The 24974-nt window shown below is 45.4% G+C and carries 28 protein-coding genes; 18 read left to right on the forward strand and 10 right to left on the reverse strand.

The features are described 5' to 3' along the window. Positions 1–125 precede the first annotated feature (125 nt). Positions 126–686 carry a TlpA family protein disulfide reductase gene (locus ACFSVM_RS05735; protein ID WP_379260835.1) on the forward strand — a complete coding sequence of 187 codons (561 nt, stop codon included), beginning with the start codon at positions 126–128 and terminating at the stop codon, positions 684–686. 62 nt (positions 687–748) lie between these two features. On the opposite strand, the gene cimA is transcribed toward ACFSVM_RS05735, so the two are convergent. Next, positions 749–2365: a citramalate synthase gene (cimA, locus tag ACFSVM_RS05740; RefSeq protein ID WP_076311338.1), complete on the reverse strand. Its 1617-nt coding sequence runs from the start codon at positions 2363–2365 to the stop codon at positions 749–751. A 292-nt stretch (positions 2366–2657) separates the two neighbouring features. Here cimA and ACFSVM_RS05745 point away from each other — a divergent pair, with 292 nt between their 5' ends. The 3 genes from ACFSVM_RS05745 to ACFSVM_RS05755 all read left to right on the forward strand — a co-directional run bounded on the left by ACFSVM_RS05745 (position 2658) and on the right by ACFSVM_RS05755 (position 5874). Beyond that, entirely contained in the window at positions 2658–3938 is a 1281-nt protein-coding gene (locus ACFSVM_RS05745) for a DNA polymerase IV (protein ID WP_379260837.1), read from the forward strand. Positions 3939–4060: 122 nt separating this feature from the next. Further along, positions 4061–4303, forward strand: coding sequence for a ferredoxin (locus ACFSVM_RS05750; RefSeq protein ID WP_076311336.1), 243 nt, complete (start codon positions 4061–4063; stop codon positions 4301–4303). A 98-nt stretch (positions 4304–4401) separates the two neighbouring features. Next, positions 4402–5874, forward strand: coding sequence for a L,D-transpeptidase family protein (locus ACFSVM_RS05755; protein ID WP_379260839.1), 1473 nt, complete (start codon positions 4402–4404; stop codon positions 5872–5874). Here the strand turns inward: ACFSVM_RS05755 and ACFSVM_RS05760 are convergent. Beyond that, entirely contained in the window at positions 5871–6017 is a 147-nt protein-coding gene (locus tag ACFSVM_RS05760) for a hypothetical protein (RefSeq protein WP_177178625.1), read from the reverse strand. The genes ACFSVM_RS05755 and ACFSVM_RS05760 overlap by 4 nt on opposite strands. Before the next feature lie 309 nt (positions 6018–6326). Between ACFSVM_RS05760 and ACFSVM_RS05765 the strand changes: the two genes are divergently transcribed. Genes ACFSVM_RS05765 through ACFSVM_RS05775 form a run of 3 tightly spaced genes read left to right on the forward strand, consistent with a single transcriptional unit; the run spans position 6327 to position 8755 of the window. Beyond that, the gene (locus tag ACFSVM_RS05765) at positions 6327–7421 is read left to right on the forward strand and encodes a quinone-dependent dihydroorotate dehydrogenase (RefSeq protein ID WP_379260842.1); all 1095 of its coding nucleotides are present in this window, start codon (positions 6327–6329) and stop codon (positions 7419–7421) included. A 49-nt stretch (positions 7422–7470) separates the two neighbouring features. Further along, the gene (locus tag ACFSVM_RS05770) at positions 7471–8283 is read left to right on the forward strand and encodes a GTP pyrophosphokinase (protein WP_379260844.1); all 813 of its coding nucleotides are present in this window, start codon (positions 7471–7473) and stop codon (positions 8281–8283) included. Then, a complete protein-coding gene (locus tag ACFSVM_RS05775; RefSeq protein ID WP_076311333.1) occupies positions 8276–8755 on the forward strand; it encodes a DUF309 domain-containing protein in 480 nt (159 codons plus the stop codon). The genes ACFSVM_RS05770 and ACFSVM_RS05775 overlap by 8 nt, the downstream gene beginning before the upstream one ends. A gap of 90 nt (positions 8756–8845) precedes the next feature. On the opposite strand, the gene ACFSVM_RS05780 is transcribed toward ACFSVM_RS05775, so the two are convergent. After that, entirely contained in the window at positions 8846–9337 is a 492-nt protein-coding gene (locus tag ACFSVM_RS05780) for a PCYCGC motif-containing (lipo)protein (RefSeq protein ID WP_076311332.1), read from the reverse strand. After that, positions 9334–9909 (reverse strand): thioredoxin family protein, encoded by a 576-nt coding sequence (locus ACFSVM_RS05785; protein WP_090723088.1) that lies wholly within the window; start codon positions 9907–9909, stop codon positions 9334–9336. Before ACFSVM_RS05785 ends, ACFSVM_RS05780 begins: the two co-directional genes overlap by 4 nt. A gap of 160 nt (positions 9910–10069) precedes the next feature. On the opposite strand from ACFSVM_RS05785, the gene ACFSVM_RS05790 reads away from it, so the two are divergent. The 4 genes from ACFSVM_RS05790 (at position 10070) to ACFSVM_RS05805 (ending at position 14420) form a co-directional block, all read left to right on the forward strand. Continuing rightward, complete coding sequence (locus ACFSVM_RS05790; RefSeq protein ID WP_379260847.1) at positions 10070–11650, forward strand: RsmB/NOP family class I SAM-dependent RNA methyltransferase; 1581 nt, start codon at positions 10070–10072, stop codon at positions 11648–11650. Next, positions 11647–12405, forward strand: a complete 759-nt coding sequence (locus ACFSVM_RS05795; RefSeq protein ID WP_379260849.1) for a pseudouridine synthase — start codon at positions 11647–11649, stop codon at positions 12403–12405. The genes ACFSVM_RS05790 and ACFSVM_RS05795 overlap by 4 nt, the downstream gene beginning before the upstream one ends. 44 nt (positions 12406–12449) lie before the next feature. Further along, positions 12450–13253: a Cof-type HAD-IIB family hydrolase gene (locus ACFSVM_RS05800; protein ID WP_076311330.1), complete on the forward strand. Its 804-nt coding sequence runs from the start codon at positions 12450–12452 to the stop codon at positions 13251–13253. Between the two features lie 96 nt (positions 13254–13349). Next, positions 13350–14420, forward strand: coding sequence for a hypothetical protein (locus ACFSVM_RS05805; RefSeq protein WP_090723085.1), 1071 nt, complete (start codon positions 13350–13352; stop codon positions 14418–14420). 163 nt (positions 14421–14583) lie between these two features. Here the strand turns inward: ACFSVM_RS05805 and ACFSVM_RS05810 are convergent, their stop codons facing one another. Further along, entirely contained in the window at positions 14584–15960 is a 1377-nt protein-coding gene (locus tag ACFSVM_RS05810; protein ID WP_379260851.1) for an RsmB/NOP family class I SAM-dependent RNA methyltransferase, read from the reverse strand. 104 nt (positions 15961–16064) lie between these two features. Between ACFSVM_RS05810 and ACFSVM_RS05815 the strand changes: the two genes are divergently transcribed. Continuing rightward, on the forward strand, positions 16065–17195 hold the full coding sequence (locus tag ACFSVM_RS05815; protein WP_076311327.1) for a glycosyltransferase family 4 protein: 1131 nt from the start codon (positions 16065–16067) through the stop codon (positions 17193–17195). A gap of 11 nt (positions 17196–17206) precedes the next feature. Here the strand turns inward: ACFSVM_RS05815 and ACFSVM_RS05820 are convergent, their stop codons facing one another. Beyond that, positions 17207–18262 carry a YkvI family membrane protein gene (locus ACFSVM_RS05820; RefSeq protein ID WP_076311326.1) on the reverse strand — a complete coding sequence of 352 codons (1056 nt, stop codon included), beginning with the start codon at positions 18260–18262 and terminating at the stop codon, positions 17207–17209. Between the two features lie 185 nt (positions 18263–18447). On the opposite strand from ACFSVM_RS05820, the gene ACFSVM_RS05825 reads away from it, so the two are divergent. From ACFSVM_RS05825 to ACFSVM_RS05840, 4 genes are all read left to right on the forward strand, one after another. Continuing rightward, the gene (locus tag ACFSVM_RS05825) at positions 18448–19017 is read left to right on the forward strand and encodes a xanthine phosphoribosyltransferase (RefSeq protein WP_076311325.1); all 570 of its coding nucleotides are present in this window, start codon (positions 18448–18450) and stop codon (positions 19015–19017) included. Between the two features lie 112 nt (positions 19018–19129). Continuing rightward, positions 19130–19456: a hypothetical protein gene (locus ACFSVM_RS05830; protein WP_047909830.1), complete on the forward strand. Its 327-nt coding sequence runs from the start codon at positions 19130–19132 to the stop codon at positions 19454–19456. Positions 19457–19558: 102 nt separating this feature from the next. Further along, positions 19559–19777 (forward strand): hypothetical protein, encoded by a 219-nt coding sequence (locus ACFSVM_RS05835; protein WP_076311324.1) that lies wholly within the window; start codon positions 19559–19561, stop codon positions 19775–19777. A 112-nt stretch (positions 19778–19889) separates the two neighbouring features. Continuing rightward, on the forward strand, positions 19890–20222 hold the full coding sequence (locus tag ACFSVM_RS05840) for a carboxymuconolactone decarboxylase family protein (protein WP_076312523.1): 333 nt from the start codon (positions 19890–19892) through the stop codon (positions 20220–20222). 70 nt (positions 20223–20292) lie between these two features. Here ACFSVM_RS05840 and ACFSVM_RS05845 read toward each other — a convergent pair whose 3' ends face one another. Then, the gene (locus tag ACFSVM_RS05845; protein WP_076311323.1) at positions 20293–20664 is read right to left on the reverse strand and encodes a hypothetical protein; all 372 of its coding nucleotides are present in this window, start codon (positions 20662–20664) and stop codon (positions 20293–20295) included. A gap of 247 nt (positions 20665–20911) precedes the next feature. Between ACFSVM_RS05845 and ACFSVM_RS05850 the strand changes: the two genes are divergently transcribed. Then, the gene (locus ACFSVM_RS05850) at positions 20912–21700 is read left to right on the forward strand and encodes a divergent polysaccharide deacetylase family protein (protein WP_379260855.1); all 789 of its coding nucleotides are present in this window, start codon (positions 20912–20914) and stop codon (positions 21698–21700) included. On the opposite strand, the gene ACFSVM_RS05855 is transcribed toward ACFSVM_RS05850, so the two are convergent. After that, a complete protein-coding gene (locus tag ACFSVM_RS05855) occupies positions 21675–22382 on the reverse strand; it encodes an N-acetylmuramoyl-L-alanine amidase family protein (protein WP_379260857.1) in 708 nt (235 codons plus the stop codon). The two genes, ACFSVM_RS05850 and ACFSVM_RS05855, sit on opposite strands and share 26 nt — an antisense overlap. Positions 22383–22540: 158 nt before the next feature. Between ACFSVM_RS05855 and ACFSVM_RS05860 the strand changes: the two genes are divergently transcribed. Beyond that, complete coding sequence (locus ACFSVM_RS05860) at positions 22541–22753, forward strand: YqzE family protein (protein ID WP_076311320.1); 213 nt, start codon at positions 22541–22543, stop codon at positions 22751–22753. Positions 22754–22838: 85 nt separating this feature from the next. On the opposite strand, the gene ACFSVM_RS05865 is transcribed toward ACFSVM_RS05860, so the two are convergent. Next, the gene (locus tag ACFSVM_RS05865; protein ID WP_379260859.1) at positions 22839–23753 is read right to left on the reverse strand and encodes a hypothetical protein; all 915 of its coding nucleotides are present in this window, start codon (positions 23751–23753) and stop codon (positions 22839–22841) included. 262 nt (positions 23754–24015) lie between these two features. Then, entirely contained in the window at positions 24016–24972 is a 957-nt protein-coding gene (locus tag ACFSVM_RS05870) for a YqhG family protein (protein ID WP_379262890.1), read from the reverse strand. Positions 24973–24974 lie beyond the last annotated feature (2 nt).

Here is a 24974-nt window from a genome sequence, read left to right on the forward strand (position 1 = left end):
AAAAAAAGGGTAGAATGATAAAAAATGAACAACAACCATTTTGCTTAATATACCCTTAAATGAAGCAGCTCAGGGTATGATGAGATGGATTCATGACTTTATAATCAATGAAAAGGGACGGACAAATGAAACGTAACCTATATATTATCATCGGAGTATTGCTGCTCGTTGGCATTGCAATATGGCAAGCCGGCGGAGGGAGCAGCCTGATTCAGCTTCAATCTGTTTTTCAATCAGAAGAGCCTGTGCCGACAGAAGTAGGAGCAAAAGCCGGGATGCTTGCGCCCTCTTTTCAATTAAATGGAATGGAAGAAGGCACATATAAAGTTGGCGGGAAGCGTGAAAAACCTGTGATGCTGAACTTCTGGGCCTCATGGTGTGAGCCTTGCAAAATGGAGGCACCTATACTGAATCATCTATCTGAAACATACAAAGATGAGCTTGATATTTACGGGATTAATGTTACTAAATATGACACCGAAAAGGATGCTGCTGAGTTTGTAGATACCTTTCATGTTAATTTTCCAATACTGATGGATAAAGACGGCGCAATTTATGATTTGTACAAGGGAATGGCGTTTCCTACCAATGTATTGATTGATGAGAATGGAGTCATTCAGGAGGTCATTCTCGGCATCCTGTCCGAAGAAGAGCTTGAAAATAAAATCAAGGATTTACTGAAGTAACCCTATAGACCATGAACAGAAAGAGGCTGCTGACCATCTCAGCAGCCTCTTTTCTATCATGCTTAATGATTGACCATTCCTTGAGCCAAGGTATCCGGTTCTATAATCTCTGAGGGTACTTCGTCCAGGAGCGCATATCTAAAGCTGTCAACGAGTGCTTCCCAGCTCGCTTCAATGACATTCTCCGATACCCCAATTGTATTCCAGCCGTCGCTGAAGTTCTTTGATTCAATGAGAACTCTTACTTTGGCTGCCGTCGTATCCTTATCATCTAGCACCCGAACCTTGTAGTCGGACAAATGCATTTCCTGCAGAGAAGGATAGTATGTCACAAGAGCTTTGCGAAGCGCGTTATCCAGCGCATTTACCGGCCCGTTGCCTTCCGCTGCTGTATAGTGACTTCGACCGCCGACGCTTAATTTAACAAAAGCTTCAGATACGACGGGCTTTCCTGCCGTTTTCTCAACAAGCATTTTGAAGGATTCGAAGGTGAACAGTTCCTTGACTTCTCCATTGGCCTCCCGGATTAGAAGCTCAAGAGATCCATCTGCCCCTTCAAATTGATAGCCCTGATGCTCCATATCCTTAATTCTGTCAATCACTTGGCGGGAGTGGGAGCTGGTGGGATCGAGTTCAATGCCCAGCTCCTGGGCCTTGGATATAATATTACTCTGACCGGCCAGTTCAGATACAAGAATCCGCTGCTTGTTCCCGACCTGCTCTGGGGCAATGTGCTCATAAGTACGAGAATCACGTAAAATGGCTGATACGTGTATGCCTCCTTTGTGCGCAAAAGCTGCACTGCCAACATAAGGCTGATTCACCGGCATATTGACATTGGCGATCTCACTGACATAACGCGAGACATTGGTTAGCTGTGCCAGCTTGTCTTCCTCAATACAATGATAACCTAATTTAAGCTGCAGGTTCGGAATTACAGAGCATAAATTGGCATTACCACAGCGTTCGCCGTAACCATTTATCGTTCCCTGAACATGTCTGGCCCCGGCAGAGATGGCGGCTAGTGTATTGGCAACGGCTAACTCGCAATCATTATGCGTGTGAATGCCAAAGTTCGCTTCGGGAAGATGAGATACAACGGCTCTTACGATTTCCTGAATTTCATGAGGCATCGTTCCTCCATTTGTATCGCACATCACGAGCCAATCCGCACCCGCTTCGTAGGCTCTTGTCATTACAGAGAGCGTATACTCGGGGTTATTCTTGTAACCATCAAAAAAATGCTCTGCGTCAAAAATGACTTCTAAACCGTTTCGTTTCAAATAATGAATCGAATCATAAATCATGTCGAGATTCTCTTCCAAAGTCGTCTGCAGTGCCGTATGAACATGAAAATCCCATGACTTGCCGACCAGTGTAGCTGCATCCGCACCGGATTCAATAATTCGGTTCAGGTTAGCATCGGTCTCGGCATTCCCGCCCTTCCGGCGAGTACTGCCAAAAGCAACGATCTTCGAGGTTAACCCCAATTGTTGAACACGCTTAAAAAATTCAATATCTTTCGAATTGCTTCCCGGAATTCCGCCTTCAATGTACTCAACGCCCAGATAATCGAGCTTCTTGGCAATGTTCAGCTTATCATCAACCGATAGACTAATTCCCTCCCCTTGTGTACCGTCACGAAGTGTCGTATCGAAGATTGAGATGTTCTTAGACATGTTGATCCCCCTTTGGAAGTCCACTAAAACCGTTTTTAATAATTTATTATAGCAGTTCTCACCTGGAATGTAAGATGGAAATTTGATAATTTATAATTATAAAATAATAGAATCAATTTCATAATACCTTTGGCTGCTTCAATCAAGAGTATATAGATCAAAACGATTATTATGATTTATGAAATTGATTCAATAGATTGAAGCATCGTTGTATTATTATATAGAATGAATTTAAGTTTTATTATTCTAAAGTGAGCAGGAAATTTGATTAAATAGACAGAGGGTATGTGATGTGAACAACGTTAACGATTATTATCCTGCCAATGGACGCGTTATTTTACACGTGGATATGAATGCTTTTTATTGCTCGGTCCATGCCGCAGAAGAACCGAATATTTATGCAGGTAAACCAACGGCTGTCGCAGGAAGCAGTGAACAGCGCAAGGGGGTAATAGTCACATGTTCATACGAGGCAAGAGGACGTGGAATCAGCACGGGTATGGTGGTCAACCAAGGACTACGTCAGTGCCCTGAGCTCATGATCATTAAACCTGATTTTAATTTGTATCGAAAATACTCTAAAGCCTTCATGAGCATTGCTTATGAATATACCCCCCAGCTAGAGGCGACTTCCATTGATGAATGTTATCTTGATATTACCGGTTCCAAGCAATTTGGAACGCCGATGGAGATTGCAGAGACGATTAAAAATAGGATTAACGAGGAGCTGGGTATCCCATGTTCCATCGGAATTGCTCCGAACAAATTGCTTGCCAAGATGGCTTCAGATATGAAAAAACCAAATGGAATTACGGTGCTGCGGCTGCGGGATGTCCAGAAGAAGCTGTGGCATCGACCATGTGGTGAGTTATTCGGTATTGGCCGCAAAACAGAAGAGAAGCTGCGCAAGATCAACATCCATACGATTGGAGAACTCGCAAACGCGGAAGAGGGCTTGCTGAGGGATTACTTTGGAGTGCTCGGAACGTGGATGAAACAGGCAGCTCATGGGATTAGTGATTCTGAAGTGAGTCCGGTGCGAGAGCCAAATAAATCCATTGGCCATACGACAACACTTCCTGAGGATATCTCGAACGAAGCAGATATTAATCGTGTGCTGCTCAATATAAGTGATCAGGTGACCCGAAGACTTCGCAGGCATGGCATGATGGCAGAGGGAATTCAAATTACGATCCGCACCCCTGATATGAAGACAATGATCCGCTCTCAAATGCTGCATACCCCGACCGATCATGAGCAGGATATATATAAAGAAGCAACTTCTCTGTTCTATCGCCAATTTGGAGCAGGCAAGCCGCTTCGACTGCTCGGGATTACACTTCACAGTTTAATTCCAAAGAGTGAATCCGCCGTGCAATTGGATCTGTTCGACTATGAGCAGCAATTCAAGCGAGAGTCCTTAACCCATGTTATGGACGAGCTTCGGAACAAGTTCGGAGAGAATGCAGTATTAACTGCGGGCATGTTAGGTAATGACCCTTCGGTGCTGATCAGAAACTATAAGGAACGTGGAACTTCCTTGCAAAAAGACAATCTCCCGAGACCAGAATAGGGTGGATTATAAGAGGTATAATAACCCAAAATGATTTGTATTTGTTTTCACTTTGTATTAATATGATTGTTAGCATAGTTGAACCTACTGTTTGGTGTTAATTAATAGGAGGCAGAGAAGAAATGGCTAAATATACTTGGGTAGAGAAAGATACATGCATCGCTTGTGGAGCTTGTGGAGCGACTGCACCTGATATCTACGACTACGACGACGAGGGTCTGGCGGAAGTTATCTTTGATGGTGATTCCAACCGTGGAATTATTGAAATTCCTGAAGATCTTCATGATGATATGCAAGATGCTTGTGATGGTTGCCCTACAGACTCCATCAAAATTGCGGACGATCCTTTTAACAAGGAAGGCTAATATACGTCCTTCATTTAAGGCCTGATACCGATGCGGTATCAGGTTTTTTTGTTTTATCCGATATATCATTCATAACCTATATCAAGGGGAGATAAGACATGCGCATGCCGCACGATCTGAAATCCTACGTTCAGAAGCATCCGGATAATCAAATGGCCTGGTATCTGCTGGGGAAGGATTATGAACGATCCGGTCAGACAGCGAAGGCTAACTATTGCTTTGAACGTTCAGGAGGAGTATATGAAGCTTTTGAGCACAGCAAAGCCCCTGCCCAGGTGTGGATCGAATATCAGCATAAGCTCATACAGTTGGAACAGCAGCGAAAAAAACAACAGTTCAAGCGCAGATCTGCGGCTATAATGTTATGGCTGTTGTTGCTTGGCATTGTTCCTTCAGCGATGGCACCTGATGCCATGAATATTGACGTTGTTACAGAGCCTGCAGATGAATCATCACCTGAACAAGGACTTGAAAGTATAGATTACACCGATGAGCAGGGTGCAGCACATGAATCTGAAGCAGATGAGGCAGGTCCAGAACCACCTGTGTTTACGGGAATTCCCCTGATTAACGACGAGATTACGGATGAAGCTGCAGGCAGAATGATGAATCAGCTGCGACATACGGAAGCAACAATTATAACGCTTGGTCTAGAGCAGGAGAATGAATTTCTCTTATGGGGCACTTCTCCTGCAAGACCCCTAATGTATCAATTCCGTAGTAACGGGGAGGGTGAAGTGACGAGTCAATCCTTGCTGCCCGAGTGGTGTAAATGCACGTCTGATGATCTTAAGGGTCTGTCTGCAAGTGCCATAGAGTGGGGACAAAAAGAAGAGCAGGCGATCGCTCTACGGAGCGCAATAACAGCATACAAACAGTTAAATGGTGTGTATCCGGAGCGTATCGAGCAGTTAATGAAGCCTTTTCCGAATAATCACATTGGCGGTGTAAGTTCTCCTATGCGGGAGCTGTATCCGGAGATGCTGGGTTATATCCAATCTCTTGCAGGAGACTACAGGGATTCTGAGTCTGATCCTACCATCGGAGAGAGGTCCAGCGAAGACGGGCCGTTACTGCCCAGCTTTGAGGATACCTATGGCGGTGAACCTTATATGAAGGAAGCTCTTTCTATCATTGTAAATAAGGAGACCCATCGATTGACGCTGCTGAGCGGAAGCATCGTATTACGAAATTATGAAGTTGGCCTAGGAGGCAATAAAACTCCCGAGGGAGATTTTGTTATATCAGACAAGGTAGTGAATCCGAATGGACGTTCAGACGGTGAATTCGGTACAAGAGGCATGCAGTTGTCAGATACGGATTATGCGATTCATGGCACGAACGATCCGGGAAGTATCGGGCTTGATGAATCCTTGGGCTGTATACGCATGCATCAAGAGGATGTAGAAGAATTGTTTGCGCTTGTACCGCCAGGTACTCAGGTTACGATTAAAGACAGCGCCAACACTCCAACACAAATCATCGCTCCGGAACAGGCCGGGGAACGATTTCAGCCGGAGCTTGTCCCCGGACAGACGAATCCGGACAAAATATATCACTGGCTCAATTAAGAGGTTGTCATTTCTCCGATAATAACGAGTGCAACAATGAGAATGATGAGCAGCAATACACTGAGTGCGGTCCATAAAACAGCCTTGCGGTTCACTTCTTCTTTTTTCTGCTGTAATGAGGGCTTCTGACGTTTGGTTGCCATGTAAGGGGAATCTCCTTTCTCGTATTGGAAAAATGTTAACAGACGTTTAAATACATAAGTTTCTGCGTTTAAAATGGATGGTATACTTCATTGTAGTCAATTTACTGAGTATTTTCAAAGCTGCGTTATTCCCTTGGGTCCTTCTCCCTTTTCTTTTAGAACGAAAACAGCTAAACTGAAATTTAGAAGGAATACTGCACGTAAACGAACAGGACTTAACATGCATTCATTTCATTGATACATTTAGTGAATGTTTCCTTTTTCGAGAGCGCAGTTTATCCATAAGAATATGTAAACGGAGTGGGTCATTTGCTGTATCGTAATATTGGTAAACCTCTATTCTTCAAAATGGATCCGGAAAAAGCACACCATCTTGTAATAGGTGGAATGAATCAAGCAGGCTCATTTCCCGGAGGCACGAGCCTTCTCAAGACCATGTACGGTGTTAAGGAAACACCGGATCTTGCGACCGATTTGTTCGGATTACATTTCCCATCACCGGTAGGGCTTGCAGCCGGACTCGACAAAAATGGGGAAGCGGTGCCTGGGTTTTCTTCCATCGGATTTGGATTCATGGAAGTGGGAACGGTAACACCAAAGGCGCAGCCGGGGAACGAACAGCCAAGGCTGTTTAGACTCCCGCCGGATGAAGCACTTGTGAACCGTATGGGCTTCAACAATCATGGAGCGGAAGCGATGGCGGGAATCTTATCTAAGCTTAAAGATGTTTCCATTCCGGTTGCCATCAACATTGGTAAAAATAAAGCTACCTCTAATGAGGATGCTCCAGGAGACTATCGCAAATGCATCCAAATTTTGTATCCGTACGCAGACTTTTTTGTCGTAAACATCAGTTCTCCGAATACGCCGGATTTAAGAAGCCTGCAGCATGGAAGTGAGCTGACGGAGTTACTATCCGCGGTAATGGACGAAATGGAGCAGCAGTCGCTTGCCTATGGGCGTTCCAAATCGGTACTGGTCAAGATTGCGCCAGATGTGACAGAAGCTGAACTAGAATATATGGTTGATACGATTTCAAACAGTGGTGTTTCGGGCATCATAGCTACCAATACGACCATTAGCCGTGACGGCTTAACTCATGCGAATGCCAAGGAAACGGGTGGACTCAGCGGCAAGCCCTTGCGTGAGCGGTCTACTGAGATAATTAGCCGCGTCTATCGTCAGACGGGGGGAAGCCTGCCCATCATTGGGTCCGGAGGAATCTTCACGAGTGAGGATGCTTATGAGAAGATCAAGGCGGGAGCCAGTCTGGTTGAAATTTATACGGCATTAATTTATGAAGGTCCCGAAATTAATCAAAAGCTTCATTCCGGATTACGTGAACTGCTGCAGAGAGACGGATATCGTCATATATCGGAAGCCGTCGGCGCTCTGCACAGATAAAGATGCGGGGATATAAGAAGGTTTGAAGCAAAAGACAGGAGGCATACTTATGGACGGTAGAGATTGGGGGACATTTTTGCTTCCTTACGAACAGGCCGTAGAAGAACTTAAAGTTAAATTTAAGACGATGCGGGCAGAGCTCAAAAAACGTGAAGAATATGCCCCTATAGAATTTGTGACGGGAAGAGTCAAGAAAATATCGAGCATACTCGATAAAGCCAAACGTCTCGATGTACCTATGAACCAGATCGAAACCGGCATTGAGGATATTGCAGGCATTCGGATTATGTGCCAATTCGTTGAAGATATCCGAAGAGTTGCCGAGTATATCCGGGAACGCAAAGATCTGAAGGTGTTGTATGAGAAGGATTATATCACCAATTTCAAAGAGAGCGGCTATCGCAGCTTCCATATGATTGTGGAGTATCCAGTGCAGACAGCGCTAGGTCAGAAGCATGTATTGGCCGAGATTCAGATTCGGACACTGGCGATGAATTTTTGGGCGACGATTGAGCACTCCTTAAATTACAAATTTAGGGACTCCTTGCCCGAGGATGTAAGAGGCAGATTGAAGAAAACAGCGGAAGCCGCCTTTATTCTGGATAATGAGATGTCAGCCATCCGGCTTGAAATTCTTGATGCACAGAAAACATTCGAAGATGAGTCCAACATCATTACCAAAACGCTTGCCATCATACACCAGCTTTATTTCTATCACCTTATTGATGAAGCTATTGACGCTCAGGCCAAATTCAACGAATATTGGCAGCAGCATGATATGGAAGCCATCAAGCTATTGTCTGATGAAGTGAAGGAGCTGCTGAACAAGGCTAGAAAAGGCAGCGACAACGGCGATGTCTAAATACGAGGCCCTCTATTTAGATTATCTGGTGTATTTTAATCGGGACCAGGATTATTTCGAATGTCATGAAGTGCTCGAGGAGCTGTGGCTTGAACAGAACAAGGAGCCCGTCTATAAAGGCTTGCTGCAAGTCGCCGTCGGCATGTATCATTTCCGTAATCAGAATATACGCGGCGCCTACATGATGCTTGAGAGCGCGGTGGAGATTCTGGAGAAGTATCCGGCGCAGACCCTGGGTATTGAGCTGGAGCTGCTGGTCGACACAAGCCGCAGTCTTGCGGAGAAGCTTCGGAACTATGACAGCCATCCGATCTCTTATCAGGATTTCACGATTGTGATCTGTGACGATGAGCTGGAAGAAGCTGTTCGTGCAAGGTCCCAGACAATTAAGCCTAACATTCCTCAAAGGCGGAGCCCAACACGGGGAAGAATATATGAAGAACGAATGAAGGCTTTAGGTCAGAACTTATAATGTTAATCTAAAATCATAATGCTTATCTACAAAAGTAAATCCCCCGGTGAATGGACATTTTGTCCAGCCAATCACCGGGGGATTATTTACTTATATGACAGGATGCACTTCACTAGATGTAGGAGCCCCATCCGGGGCATACTTATCATCAATGAACTTCTGGATTTCTTCGATGGACTTGCCTTCTGCCTTCAGACGAGCGGCATCCTTAACCTCTTCCAGGCAGATGCCGCATTGTGCACCATGATCAGTCCATGTTACTTCGGTCGATGTTGTCGATGATATGAAGCACCGATAGAGCGAGTCATGGGCTGCTTCATAGTCCATACAGCCACAGTAGCAGTTTAGCATTTTGAGCTCTTCCTGCACTTCGGATACAAGCGCATAGGTTGCTTGAGTATTATCCGTGTATTTGGCAAGGAAGGCTGGCATTTCAGATATAGAAGCACTTGCCTCATATTGTTCATTATCTTTACCGTGCATACTGTGATCGTGGGAAGCTCCCTTCTCACCGCAGGCAGCAAGCACCAAACTGCCTATCATCAGACCTGTAAACAGAATTCCATAAGTTTTTGGCTTCATTCCGCAGCAGTCCCTTTATATTTGGTAAAGAACTCTTCAATTTGTTCAGCAGTATATCCTGCGCTTGCGCCTTCGGCCTGCATTCCGCCTTCCAGGCGATCCTTCTCTACGCCATTTTCAAAATAGACGAGTGTTGGTGTAAACTCGATATTGTAATCTCTCCAGCCGTCCTCAAATTCTTTGAGATTAAATTGAGGAAGATCGACGCCTGCTTCATCAGCAATTGGCATCAGCTGCGGTGTGGTTGCCCGGCAGTGAGGGCAGTCAGAAGCGAAAAAGTAAGTAAAGAAGCTTTCTTTGTTCGAAATTTTAGTATCAAGCTCCTCAGGTAATATGATATTCTGATAATTTGGATCCTCTAAAATTTCACGTGTTGCTGGAGCAAGATCTGATTCTGGAAGACCATACACTTCATTAATGTTATTTTTATTCAGCTCATTCATGGTAATCAGTGCACCAATCAGGATGACAAATACGGCTATAAAGGCGATAATGGCCTTGCTTGGCTTTTTGTTAGCCTTGGTATTCGATTTTGCTTTGGAATTTGTGGTGCTTTTCGATTTTGAACTCATATCCATCCCCCGTCATAATTAATACTAAGGACAAGCCTTAGATGCCATTCATTATACAACATTACACAGTGTAGTGAAACAGGGGAAGCAAGTTATATTTGTGAACTACATCGATGAATCATAAAAATGATGAACTAAGTCAGAACAGGATGATGAAAAAATGGCGATACGCCTGCCTATACAATTTGCTGAACGAATGAAGAAGATGCTTGGCGATGAGTATGAACAATTTGTGAAGTCCTATGAGAGTGCACCTCGTGCAGGCATCCGTGTTAATACGTTAAAAATAGATCCTGCTTCATTTGCCGAGATCTCTCCGTTTCCATTGAAACCCATCCCATGGTGTGAGACAGGATATTATATTCCTGCAGGCAGCAAGCCGGGTCTCACTCCGTACTACCATGCAGGTCTGTATTACGTTCAAGAACCTAGTGCAATGGCACCCGTGGAGCTGCTGGAAGCCAAGCCGGGTGATCATGTGCTTGATCTATGTGCTGCCCCTGGCGGAAAATCGACTCAGATTGCCGCACATCTAAAAGGAAGCGGGGTACTGGTGACAAATGATATCAGTACAGACCGGACCAAGGCGCTTGCCAAAAATATAGAGATGTATGGTGTTCGAAATGCAGTGGTTCTAAATGAAAGCCCCGAGCGCATAGCCGATGCGTTCCCGCATTATTTTGATAAAATACTGATAGATGCACCTTGCTCCGGGGAAGGAATGTTTCGTAAGGATGAGGACATGGTGCGGCAATGGGAGCACCACTCCATAGAGCGGTGTGTACTGATGCAGCGCGATATATTAGATACCGCTGCGAGGCTGCTTGCTCCTGGGGGAAGAATCGTCTACTCAACCTGTACATTTGCACCAGAGGAGAACGAGGCAATGATTGGAGAGTTTCTACGGAAGAACCCATCGTTCCGAGTTGTTCCTATCCGTAATGTGAGTGGAATATCTGGTGGACATCCTGAGTGGATAGAGCAGGCTGCAGCTGAAGAGCAATTTGAGGGACTTCAGATCGAGCCTGTATCGCAGGATGAACATCCTGATCTGTATGCACAGCTTCAAGGCACGGGCAGATTATGGCCGCATTTAGTGGAAGGAGAAGGTCATTTCGTCGCCGTGCTTCAGCATGACGGTACTCCTCTTGATAAACCGGCTGATCAGCCATTATATGTGCACAGTACAGTGGAGAAGGAAGCCGCTCACGGCAGAAACATTAAGAGTAAAAAACAGAAGCACAACGAGAAGCACGGGGGAGCAAAGCACAGAAATCGGTCTGATCAAATGCCGATGGATGCGGAGTTGGTCTTTCGGTCATTTGTCGCTGAGCAGCTGAGTGTGGATCTGCCGGGACAAACAATATTGTATGGAGAGAAGGTATACCAGACGCCCACCCAGCCGGAACGGCTGGCAGGGCTTCGGGTCATTCGCGCAGGCTGGTTTATGGGATCGGTTAAAAATGGGCGATTTACGCCCTCCCAGGCACTGGCATCTGCTCTGAACGCAGAGGAAGTGAAGCGGAGTGTACAGCTTATTGCAGAGAGCGGCGAGGCAGTCAAATATTTAAAGGGTGACACACTGGAATTGGATGAGGATCGACTGGTTAAGTCAGGCACTGCTTCCCCTAAAGGATACACTCTCGTGACCGTTAACGGGCATTCCGTTGGCTGGGCGAAATGGCAGGATGGCAGACTCAAAAATGAATATCCGGCAGGATGGAGGTGGACCTCGGTATGAGTGAGAACACGATGAAAAAAACAGTCAAAAAGCTGCGGATTGATAAAATACTGAGCCACATGGGGTACGGGACCCGATCTGAAATTAAGAAAGCTGTTAAGAATGGCTATGTTACGGTGAATGGTCAAACGATTAAAGACAGCGGTATGCAGGTCGATCCAGACTTTGATGTTGTGGAAATTGATGGGGAAGTCGTGAAATATAGAGAGTTTATCTATTTGATGCTGCATAAGCCTCCTGGAGTCATCTCGGCTACAGAAGATTTAAGAGAAGAAACAGTTATTGATTTATTGGATGAAGAATACGTCATTTTTCAGCCCTTCCCTGTTGGAAGGCTGGACAAGGATACGGAAGGTCTTCTGCTGCTCACGAATGACGGACAGCTTGCACATAATCTGCTATCTCCAAGGAAGCATGTTCCGAAGACGTATGAGGCAAAGGTCCTCGGAAGCATTGGAGATAAGGAAATTACAGCCTTTCAGCATGGAGTTACGCTTGATGATGGTTATGTCACGAAGCCGGCAGAACTGATGGTTACCTCGGAAGAACAGACAGATACGGGAATGATCTCATATATTCAGGTGACGATTCATGAGGGCAAGTTCCATCAAGTCAAGCGGATGTTCGAAGCCGTTGGCTCTAAAGTGCTCTATTTAAAACGGATTTCGATGGGAAGTCTTATGCTCGACCCGGAGCTTCCGATGGGATCCTATCGTGAGTTGACAGAAGAAGAACTAAACAGTCTTATCAATTGATTTTTGATGTATTTTATAAAATAGAGAATAAGGATGGATAGGTTATGACATATCGATTAATCGCACTTGATGTGGACGGAACGCTGTTAAATGACCATCATGAATTGTCAGAGGCAAATAAGAAAAGTATACAGCAGGCTGCCAAGAACGGCGCAGAATTTGTTCTATGTACGGGCAGAGGTCCTGTGAATACGATTCCTATTATGGAGGGTATGGGACTTGGTGGATACGTCATTACTCACAATGGTGCAGCAACGGTGGATATCAAGTCTCGTGAAGTGGTCGATCAGTTTCCGATACAGGCTGAAGAGCTGATGCCATATATAGATTACTGCCGTGATCATGGCATTCATTTTGATGTGAATACCGCGTTCGGGCTGTATGTTGACCGTGCAGACGAAATGACGCTTGAGGTTCGCAGCATGTATGAGGCTGTATTCCTTACACCACTGGATCTTCCTGTATGGGCTGATCTAAGAGAGCCTGTCGTGAAATTCTCGGCCTTTGGAAGCTTAGAAGCCATGGATGCACTGGAGAAAGAGTGGAGAACGTGGAACAGTCCATTCTATATGGTTCGCAGCGGGGATTTTTTCCTCGATCTGATGCATAAGGATGCTTCCAAAGGAGCGGCTCTGCAGCGATTGGCTGAGAAAAGAGGATATCGCCCAGAGGAAGTGCTCGCAATGGGGAATTATTATAATGATATTACAATGCTCACCTATGCGGGTAAAGGGATTGCAATGGATAATTCACCTGTCGAAGTGAAGGCGGCAGCCGATGAGATTACTTTGTCTAACAATGACAGCGGGGTTCATCATGCGTTAGTTAAGCATGTGGTCAATGTGTAAGTAATATTCTTCCTCTCATTAGGGCATTCTAGATGCATAGCCAGCTAACACATGGTTACAGTTATAATTTCCGGCATAATAGGAGGTAGTTAGATCGTGAGCTATCATATTCGGCTAAGACCTGATCTAAGAACATCGAATGGTGAAGTCCATGACATCATGGTAGAACATCAATATGCAGGCTCACTAATCCTTGTATTCCGGGAAGGACAAAGACTGGCAGGCAGTGTCCAGTTGGATGCAGAAAGTATTCCCGGAGATGCTAAGGATGAGATTATTGCCTACGTGCAAGAATATGTGCTTCAATTCCGTGATGCAGTAGCCGCTGAGCACTTTGATATTATGTTATCGTGGGGCAGGGTTGAGTGCGTTCTAGGTGATGAAGAGGTATACGAAGAGTATACGCTTGATGATGTTATGGATGAGAGCTCTGAAGAAGGCTTGATTGAGCATGGGGCTTTTCATACGGAGGAGCCATCAGTTTTTCGGTATGAGGCTGAGACTGGTGAAATGCAGATTGAACTGATAAGTAGTGGCCGGAACGTGTCCTCATATGAGCTGCAAACAGGAAATGGCTATAGGATTGCTGAAGCTGTGCTTAAGCAGTATGGGACAGATATCAAGGGAATGGTGGACTGGCTCATTGACCCTGACGAAGAGGACCTTGAAACTGCGGAAGAGCTGCTAGTATCCGAGGTTAACGATGAAGAAATTGATACAATAACGATAGATATGCAATTTGAAGGTCAGCGCGTTGCGCTGTTAGAGCTGGAGCATCGGGATTTCGTGGAGCTGGATGATGAGGAGACTGAAGAGGGACCGGATTGGGATGAAGACGGCATGGAGCTGAATATGACGGTTCACGAATCTGTTAATGAGAACTGCTACGCCACTCTGATTCGTCATGACCGCGATATCCTGACATATGAGCTGTTTTTTAAGGAAAATGGAGGATATCCGGCAGCAACAGCGACGGTCGATATTAGTGATGATGAAATCTCAGGATACATCGACTTTAACATCCATCCGAGTGAAGAACAGCGTGAACAGCTGTTCCTGCTCATGGCTCGGGAGCTTGACAAAGAAACGGATGTTAATAAGCTTCACCTGACGATGCTCTACCGTAATGCGGTAATTGATGAGATTGAGCTTGCTGAGTTAGATTAGAAATTGATTCGAAGCCAAGCCCAGCATCATCTATGGATATAGTCAGTTATAGAGCAAACAGCATTCGATCGGGCCTTCCCCTGTAGGGGGGCAAAGTCCCGTTCGAGTGCTGTTTGTGTTTTGAGTAGAGAGATATCTTGTCTCTGAGCTGTGTAACAGCTGCTTATAAGTTTATACGCAGACCCTTAGGTCGTTTATTCTTAAGCTGACCGCTGCTTGCTTTTGCCCAGCCGACAGGGTAACCCTTCGTCGTCACCATTACCCAGCCTTGAAGGTGGGCATCAAGAGTAAGGGTCTCACCGCGAAGATAAGCCAACAGCTCCGTGGAGTCAGGCGGAAGATCATAGGACAGCAGTGCCTGTTCAGGAGCAGCTGACATCGCCAGCGCATGTGCTGGCTCGAACCTTCCCTTCTTCCAATCTCCGAGATGAAGGCCAGGGCGGGGAGTTTTTAATCCCTTCAGTTGTTCCTCTGAGATGCTCAGCTCACTCGTTTCGGGCAAATAGTATAGTGCTTCCCCATAGAGGAGAGGCCTTCCTGGCTGAAGTGAGAAACCAGGGAGATTCGTGCCCGCCCATTCTTGATATCCGCCCCAGGCTTCAGTAACTCCGGCTGCGGCGTTCTTTTTTCCTCTTTTACGAAGCTTGGCTGAAGGCAGCTGTTCATGGGCTCGTTCGTTTCCTTCACTGGCAGCCTTTTTCTTGAGCAGAGCAACAAAATGTCCCTCTCCTTCACTCCGATGCGGCCAGATTCGTTCGGTCCGGACCCACTCCATATCCTTATATTCGTTTATGAAACGTTCTACGGTATCCTCATTTTCCTGTCGGTTAAAAGTGCAGGTGGAATAGGCGAGATGTCCTCCGGGCTTCAGCATCTTATAGGCCTCCTGCAGAATGTCCCACTGGCGGGCAGCACACATGTGAACAGAGGATAGAGACCATTCGTTAATGGCTTCAAGATCTTTACGAAACATGCCTTCACCAGAGCAGGGCGCATCAAGCATAATCCGATCAAATGCTTCGGGAAACCGGGCGGACAGCTCGTCAGGAGCGGCATTCACGACCACCGTCCGGGTCAGGCCGATTCTTTCTACGTTTTCCGCAAGGTTTCGTGCCCGGCCGTTATGAATTTCGTTAGAGACGAGCAGGCCCGTATCCTTCATTTTGACAGCCATATGCGTCGTCTTGCCGCCAGGTGCTGCTGCCAGGTCTAAGACCGTTTCGTATGGCTGAGGATCGAGCAGCTCAATCGCGGACATTGCTGAAGGCTCCTGAATATAATATAACCCGGCAGTGTGATAAGGGTGCTTGCCAGGTCTTTCTTGACTATTGTAATAGTATCCTGTGCTGCACCAAGGAACCTTGCTAAGCTGGAACTGCTGGGCAATGAGCTGTATATCTTCTTCCTTGAGCTTCAGGGTATTGAGCCGTAGAGCTTGGGTGCGCGGCTTGTTGTAGCTATCAAGAAATGCAGTAGTCTCCTGCCCGAGCATGGATTTCATCTGTTCGATAAAGTCCTGGGGCAGTGTTTCCTTACTCATGTTTTTTCAAATCTCCTTCGTATCTTCTTTACTGGAACATATGAGCTAATATATCATGATTACAGACTTGCTTTCAAAAGAAACCACGAAAGGGGCACTATAGGATGCGATTGCTCCAAGCTTTATTTTTCCCTCCTGAGCAGCCAGGGGGAGTATCATCTATGATTCCTTACCTGCAGGAACGCTTCAACAGCCCGAGATGGGAGATGGAGCTGTTCTCCCTTCCGAAACGAATCCGCAACAAGGGCAGTGAAGAGATCCGCTTTGACACTTTTGACTGGACGCAGTACGGCGAGAGTCCGATCGTTCAGAAATATATCCAAACCTTCCGGGATTATTTATGGTGGATCAAGCTTCGCATACATAAGCCCTATGATTTGATCCATGCACATCATCCGATCGCAGGACTGGCGATGAAGAAGGCTTTTCCAGCAACGCCGCTGATTCAAACCATTCACTCCAGCTATGAGCGGGAACTGATCCTGAATGGCAAAATAGAAGAGAATGGGTTAGAGCATCGCTTCTTAACCTCTCTCTATGGTGAGCTGGAACATGCGGCCGATTGCATGTTAACCGTATCCGAATCGTTCCGCACATATATGTCGCCCTATGTTAAATCTCCTGAAAAAATTGGGATCGTGCCGAATGGCTTTGATGAGAAAAGATTCAAGCCGATTCCTCATGAGAATGAGGTGCCCCAGCTGGTAACAGTGTGCCGTCTCGTTCCGGCAAAAGGGATTGATGTGCTGTTTGAAGCTTGCTGCGAACTGAAAAAACGGGGTCATGATTATGTACTTCATATCATTGGAGATGGTCCGATCCGTTCCGAACTGGAGGAATTGGCCCAGCAGCTCGGTATATACAATGAAACGATATTTTATGGCTACACCCTTCATCCTGAAGAGTTCGTCCCCTTCTTTGACATCTTCGTCCTTCCATCAAGAGCTGAAGCGTTTGGTTCCGTATTTGCCGAGGCAGCACTGAGCTCACTGGCGTTAGTTGGGACTGATGTTGGGGGTATAAGCGAACAAATTGAGGATGGTGTTAACGGGCTGCTCGTTCCCAAAGACAATGCTGTAGCACTAGCAGATGCATTGGAGAAGGTCATCCAGGATCCTCTATACCGCTATGAGCTTGCCCGATCAGCGAGCGAAAAGGCTAAGACTGAATATTCTCTAAGAAGGTCTGTTCATATGCTGAAGAAGCTGTATTTGAAGTTTGAGCCTGCGAATTGACAGCAGCTATGTTAGTTATTGTCCTTATTCTTGAAGGACCCGAGCGGGCTCTTGATCAAATGAGCTACCCATACGACGGCCAGCGTTCCATAGATCGGGTATAAGATCGACAGAAGTGAACTGAAGCCGAACTGGCTGAGCAAGAAGCAGGACAGCATAATAAATAAAGTGATGAGCTTAGGCGATACTTTGAGATGCTCCCGTACCTGTAAGGTTATCCCGTAAATATCGGCAACAAAAGTACTGAAGATTTCCATGAAAATCAGAAAAATATACATGAGCTGTATGGCTGCGCCGAGAGCGAATGCAATGCTTCCCATGGGAACTTCAAATTGCTTGATGCCAGGCATATACGCCGACATGGCAAAATGGGCTGTCATGAGCATGAACCCAATTCCGATTCCCCCGAGTATTCCGCCATATTTAATGACGCGTCTGTCGGTGATCTGACTGCCGAGCGGTACAAGAATGGCCTGTGCCATAGCTAGATTGAATGAGCTGTACAAAATGGGTGACAGCCAAGTTGCGAACATGCTGCGATCGGGTTCCAGCCTCACAAAATTGGCTGCGCCCGGATGACCCGTGGTGTGGAAAAGGATGAATAAAGATAGTGTCATCATAAGCGGGACGACGATGCTGTTCATCTGCAGGATGGCATGAATTCCTCGTCCAAGCAGAAGATAGGTGCCGACAAGCGTAATTAACAGTCCAGTTTGATAAGACAGATGCAAATGCTCCATAAACACCGAGCCTGCTCCTGCAAGAATGACACTATTAACGCCAATCAGCACGAACAAGGTGAAGAAGCTGATCCATTTTCCTGCATTTTTGCCAAACAAGTGGCTGTTTAGATCTTCGTATGATTTAGCTCCGGTATCATGTGCCACCAGCATCATTTTGGTACCCAGCCAAACGAAGAGCAGGCAGGACAGTAATATTGTAAGAGTTGCCCATTTCCCATATTCGGTAAAAAACTGCAATATTTCTTGTCCGGTGGCAAATCCCGCACCAACAATAGTTCCAACATAGGTGAATGCGACTTGCAGCACCTTGGTACTCTGTCTCATGCTTCTCCTCCTTGTTATCTACAAATGCCAGAGCAGCACCTTCATGGGTGTAAATACGCCCTCTTACAAGGTATGCACTTGTCCACTTGGACATGACCCGACTCTGAAATGAAGATAAACTTCTTGAAAGAAGCTGGTGAGGTGTGATACTTTTACGTCATAGGATAGGCTGGGAGGTCATATGCATGGAAATATTAAAACAAAAAATTGTAGAGCAGGGTGTTGTCGTATCGGATCAGGTGCTGAAGCTGGATGCTATACTTAATCATCAGATTGACCCTGAATTGACGATGGAGATGGGACGAGAGTTCGCTCGGCGTTTTGAAGCGGAGGGCATTACTCGAATTGTCACTGTTGAATCTTCGGGAATTCCGGTGGCCTTCGCAACAGCGGTTCATATGGGAGTACCGCTTGTGTTTGCACGAAGAAAGAAGACGCTGCTGGCCGATCCTGACGCCTATTGTGAACGGGTGCCGTCTTTTACGAAGGGTATTGTGACCGATATTATGGTATCGCGGGAATTTATAGATCCGAAGGATCGAATATTATTTATAGATGACATTATTGCAAACGGGGATGCGGCCAAAGGGATCATCAAAATCGTTGAGCGTTCCGGTGCATCGCTTGCCGGATTTGGTGTTGTTGTCGAGAAATGCTTCCAGTCCGGAGCGAGTGCGATCCGTGAACAAGGGATTCGGGTTGAATCACTTGTGAAGATCGAATCACTCAAAGACGGATTCGTAAAGTTTGCTTAAGTTCATAGATGGGTAATTTTTATTAGAATGGCCTAATTTTTGCTCATTATCTTTGCACGGGGCAGGATAATGGCTTATAATGAAATAAGAGTAGGGAGAGGAGGCAACAACAATGGGGAAAGAAGCAAACGAACAGTTTTTCCTTGACAAGTTAGTCAAATCCAAAGTTCATTTTGAACGGGCCCTTGATTGTAAGCACACGGAGTTTGATGACCTTTATCCCTATATGCTTGAACATCCTCAGTTCTTCTGGTATAAACGTTACGTCGCATGGTCGGAGCTTCTAACAGTAGTGAACCTGTGTGAAGAATTATCCTTCTCATGGAGAGAGCAGTTTACACCTCATCAGGTAGAGTATGTTGAGCAACGGGTAATGTCGGCGAAGGTGCTTGATTTCTGGTTTGAGAAAAATGACAGTAAAGAGCACGCTTCACGTTAAGCAATATAAGGTTTTATCACGTAAATAACAACGTAAGACCTAAATGCGCGCATTTAGGTCTTTTTTTGTACAAATAATAGGGATGTATTGGAGGGGATACTCATGATAAGTGATGAGGAATTAAACCATTTGCGTGAATCAGGTGAGCGAATTCGTGTGGTGAGGGATGATCTGGAGAGTAATGATGTCATCGGCATTATTGTTGCCTGGAGCAGCGACCAGATTCTTGTTCGCCGGCGTAACCGCAGAGTCGTTAAGCTGGATCGAAATTATAGCATTCAGCTCTATTCAGAGCCCAGACAAAAACCGACCGAGCTGTAAGCTGCAGATCAGTCCAAAAATTACCTCGTCAAAGATCGGCATAGATATAGTCCAAGTGGAGAAAGTACCAATGATACGTCTATATAATTCTTTTGACGAAGGATGTGCTGATGTGACATTAATCAATAATAAGGTTCATGCGTATAAGGATCAAATCGGGCACTTGTCAGAGACGCTGCCGGATGTCCTGAAGTCCTATCATGATTTTACGGGAGAATGCTTTAAGGAAGGCGAGCTCGATTTGAAGACAAAACAGCTCGTTGCGCTCGGAATCGGCTTGTTCGCCAATAATGAAGTGTGCACCCTATATCATGTGCAAGAAGCGCTCTCCAAAGGGGCCAGCAAGCAAGAAATTATGGAGACGGTTGCCGTAGCTGCTGCGATCGGCGGTGGACATGCTTTATCTCAAGGCGTTATGCGTGTCCAAGCTGCATTGAACAACTAACAAATACCACCGAATCGATGCTCAACTCAAGGTTTTCTTGAGTCGCAGGCATAGATTGCGGTGGTTTTTATTATAAAATGAGGGGTATGCCTCCTAGATATATTTGCATCCGTTTATACAGCTCATCTTTATATATGGTCCATGGAATATGGATGTGAACGTGATGTCCCCGTATAGAAGCCAATGCCTGAATTTCACCATCGTATAAATTGACTCTGTTCAAATGTATATCCATTCGTCTAAATTCTTCCTCTACTTCTTCAAGCAATACAGCTACACGAGCGATGCCCGCCCGGATAATCTCCATATACAGCTCAGGGGTCTTCAGACCCGCATGGCTACTCATCACCTGAAGATCGCGGTTAAAAATTTTGATGACCATCAAGAGCTGAAGATAGCTCTTAATCAGTGTATGTTCTTCCGGTAGCATTTCCGATGTCATCAGGGTCCCTCCTTGTTTGCAAAAGCGAACTTATGTTCTTATTCTATGCTAATGAGCTTGGTTTTATCAACTTCATGCCTGCATTATTTATAAAAAATCTCACATAATTCGTCTTGTTTATTCAAATAATGTATATATCTTCAATAATTTAGCGCGAAGGACTGTTATAGCGATGACAATACGCAAGCAAAGAAGAAGAAGATTGAAAAAGAAAGTACTCTCTTCCTTTAAATGGGGAAGTTTGCGAATGATCGTGATAATGCTCACTGTAAGCATGGGATGTATCAATGTGGACGGATTTGCTGCACATGCTGAGCCTCTGAAGAAGGTAGCGATTATTATTGATGATTTGGGAAACGGGATGAAGGGGACACAAGAAATCATGAATTTACCGGCGAAGGTAAATGTCGCAATTATGCCGTTTCTGCCTACGACGAAAAAAGATGCTGAGCTTGCGCACCAAAAAGGGATTGATGTGCTCGTTCATATGCCGATGGAGCCGCATAGAGGCAGGAGGGAATGGCTCGGACCAGGAGCGATTACTTCAGATCTGTCAGATGAAGAGGTACGGAAAAGAGTAGAGGCTGCGATTGATAATGTGCCTCATGCCATTGGAATGAACAATCATATGGGCTCGAAAATTACGACAGATCGGCGTATTATGTCCATCGTGCTTGATGTATGTAAGGAAAGAGGTCTGTTCTTCGTCGACAGCAAAACAGATCATAAGTCCGTTGTGGCCGAATTGGCTGTACAGAAGGGACTCCCGCCTGTAGAGAATCATATCTTCCTGGATGATCATCACTCGATTTCTCATATTACTGGACAGATGAAGCTCGCCGAACAAAAGCTGGAGACTCAGGACACCTGTGTAATGATCGGTCACGTAGGAACGCAGGGTCATTTGACAGCAGGTGTGATCCGAGACTCCATTAATCGCTGGTCTGGTCAGATTGAAACCATGAGTATCAGTGAGATGGTCAAGCAGGTCTGGCAATGGACTCCAGAATCTACATTACCGACAAGTAATAAATAATGCCTGAGCTAATCGCTTGGGCAATCTTCTTTTGACCTGCTTTGCTGCTTAGGACAGAGCGGTCTTCAGGATTGCTGATGAATCCGGCTTCCACAATAACAGAGGGTTTATTCACATGATTAAGCAGGTAAAAGGGCTTGCCCCATTCAACTTGCCGATTGGTATCATACATCTCGTTCAGTGATTGCTGGATAGAATCTGCTAGCATATAGCTTCTTGCTTCCTGCTGATGCAGCACAATGGGTCCATGGGTGCGAGATTTCTTGCTCCAATTGACATGGATGCTCACAATCGAATCGGAAGGCACATGATCACTGAGGCCCTTGCGCTGTGCCAGATCTCTCATATGGCGTGAATGACTCCGCAGCCAATGATTATCATCACTCAGCGCATAATCATCGTCCCGATTAAGCACAACAGGATAGCCTTTACTTTTAAGAATCATGAATATTTTTTGTGAAATGGCAAGGTTAATATCCTTCTCCAGCAGATCCTCAGCAGAGGTTCCTCCATCAATGCCGCCGTGACCGGCGTCGATGATAATAACAGGATGGCGAAACAAGTGATTTGATATTTCTGGCTCCTTGCTATGTGGTGGTTCTGCAGCCGCAGATGGTGATTCCTGGAGCAGCAAAATACATAAGATCGCAAGCAGAATGGACGATTTGCTAAATGTAATCACGCGGCTTTCCCCCTTCCTGGCATATGAATAGACTGTGCAGATTTATGGGTTTCATTCAGGTATGAATGATTTGCATATGTTTAATCCGGCTTATTCCCGTACACACTAATATAGAGAAGCTTCGAATACACAATCATGTGGAAGGATGGAACAGGTCAATGGCCAAGGGAGATGAGCTTGTAAGATATATTACAGAGCAGGTCGTCGTATATATAGGAACACCAAAGGAAGAGCGGAAATACAAAAGGAACAAAGTAAAGGAACCGTGGCATATGAAATGGTTTGGCATGATGCCCATGGGCGTATCAATGTGGGTGAAGGATATCAAAAAACCAGTTAAGCGGAAAAAGATGGACATGGACTCGAAATGATAAAAAACAGCGCTTAGATTGAACTGCACCTCCATTGATAAATGGTCAAATGGAGTTTACAGTTCAGATTTCGGCGCTGTTTTTTTCATTCTTCATTATGTTGTGCAGGTACATAAAACGAGCCACATCCGAGCAGCTTATCTATTGGAATATAACGTATTTGTGCTGAGGAAGTTCCCGTTCGAGCGAAGATTAGAGCTTCATCTGATTGCTTGATATTCCAGGAGTGATACCCTGTAATTGCCAGTGGTCCACTATACCACATATTTTGCTTGTGCGCAGAAAATACAAGCCGCTCATGGCGATCGAGCTGTTTCATTAGCCCTGCAGCATTGTGTATCATTAATGCATCAGAGACCAGCCACAGCAAATTAGAAGATGGGTTGAAGGGAATTGAGGCAAGCTCCAATTTGCCAGGCTGATCTTCAGGCTGAATGCCTTCGAGGCTCTTGCTGATCGTAATTGGGGAGGATGCATAGGAGACAAAGTCTGGAAGCTGATCTCCATTCGATGCATCGATATGAATGGAATGACCATCATGGTCTGTTACTTGCCAATAGGCGAGCGTACCATTGTATTTCATGAACCGTGAATCATGCATGTCTGTTGAAGATGTCATATCTTTGGGATAGAGCAGAGAGCTGAACAATGGAGTGCTGCCTGTACCATATTCGGTAACAGCATAACCACTGGATCCGGTGGCTGTTATAATAAGATAACCTACCGGCTCAGCCGATTGAAGAATATGTACGATATAACCGTGTGTTCCTGGACCCAAGGGCATGATGAGCAGTTCCGCATTGGCAAATGAGCTGAACTCTAGTTCCAACGAGAGCTTGGACAATGTGTCCTGTGCCAGTTGTTCGACTGCAGCTGGAATGTTCATATACTGCTGAGCTGTGAGCTGGGCTGAAGCATAGAGAGGTGGAACATTCGTCATAGAGCATGAGATGATAAAGCTGGATACTACCAGAGTCATACGTTGTAATATACGTTTCATCAACGTTATAATACCCTCATTTCTTCGGATACTGTTTTAGAAGCGGGTTAGAAGAATAAATAACAGCACCCGTTTTTCATAACCTAATTGTAATAATAAGGAAATAAAAAGGATGCTGTATGGTGTTATAAAATTACGCGGACAAGCACTTTTTTTGACGAAACAACCTATTTATTCAATTAATCCAGCACTTGAATCAATTTCATAAATCATAAAAGAGGTGAATTTTGATTGAAGCAGCCAAAGGTATTATGAAATTGATTCACTTTAGATGAAAAATACCGCAGCTGATCGTATTCACATGAATCTTAGGTTCATATTGCCATATCATTTCACTGCGTCTGGTGTTGTACTGATCCTGTACAGCCTGTTTCTTCTCTTCTTCCTGCTCCTCTTTCAGCAGATCCTCATAATACATATCAACGACAGCCAGCTCTTCCTCAAGTCTTTGCTTCGCGGCATCTGCCCAGCTGTAATCGACAAGTTTTAATCTCGCATAGATGTGCTGCTCCAGCATTTCTCCTGCTGCTGCCAGCGGAATTCTGGATGCTTGTGCGTGCATATTCTCGGGAAGACGAGGACTGAGCTCCTTCTTACTAAGCACTTGACCAAAATTCTCGACAATTCTTCCCGTCATCAGGGATACACCAAGAAAATGAAGCTCTTCCTTACGCATATCACAGGAAAACTCAATCTTAAAGCAAACCCCAAGCCAAGGCTCATAGGATTTGGGGGTGGAGGCACTAATTTGGCGCTTGGAGGATTGCTCAAACAGGTTAACGTAAGCACCGCCTTCACGGGATGCCGTAAAAATCTGCTTTAGTCTCGAGCTTCCATAGGCGATGTTCTCGCGCAGCACTCTTCCTGGACCAATCTGAGGGAGGGCAGGGACGTGGCCAAAATAACGACCCAAGATGCTGTCTTTCCCTTCATTTGATACTTTTTCAGATGCTTTGGCCGTCTCAGCCTCAGCCTTCTTTTTGGCTGATTCCTCTGCCTGAAGGTGAGCTTCCGCATCAAATATAAATGTAAACGACATGGTTTCTGCAGGGGCACCGGTTCGGTCAACAAATCCCCAATAATAGGGACGGTTCGTCAGTGCTTTGTCTGCTTCAACGGACAGTTTCACGGTAACATGAGCAGGGGACTTTTCTAAGATTTGGCACTCCATCGCCTCCAGATAAGTTACAACATAGGAGTGAACCTCTTCTTTGGACATGG

It is taken from the genome of Paenibacillus shunpengii, from assembly GCF_042684905.1.
Taxonomy (GTDB): Bacteria; Bacillota; Bacilli; order Paenibacillales; family Paenibacillaceae; genus Paenibacillus; species Paenibacillus shunpengii.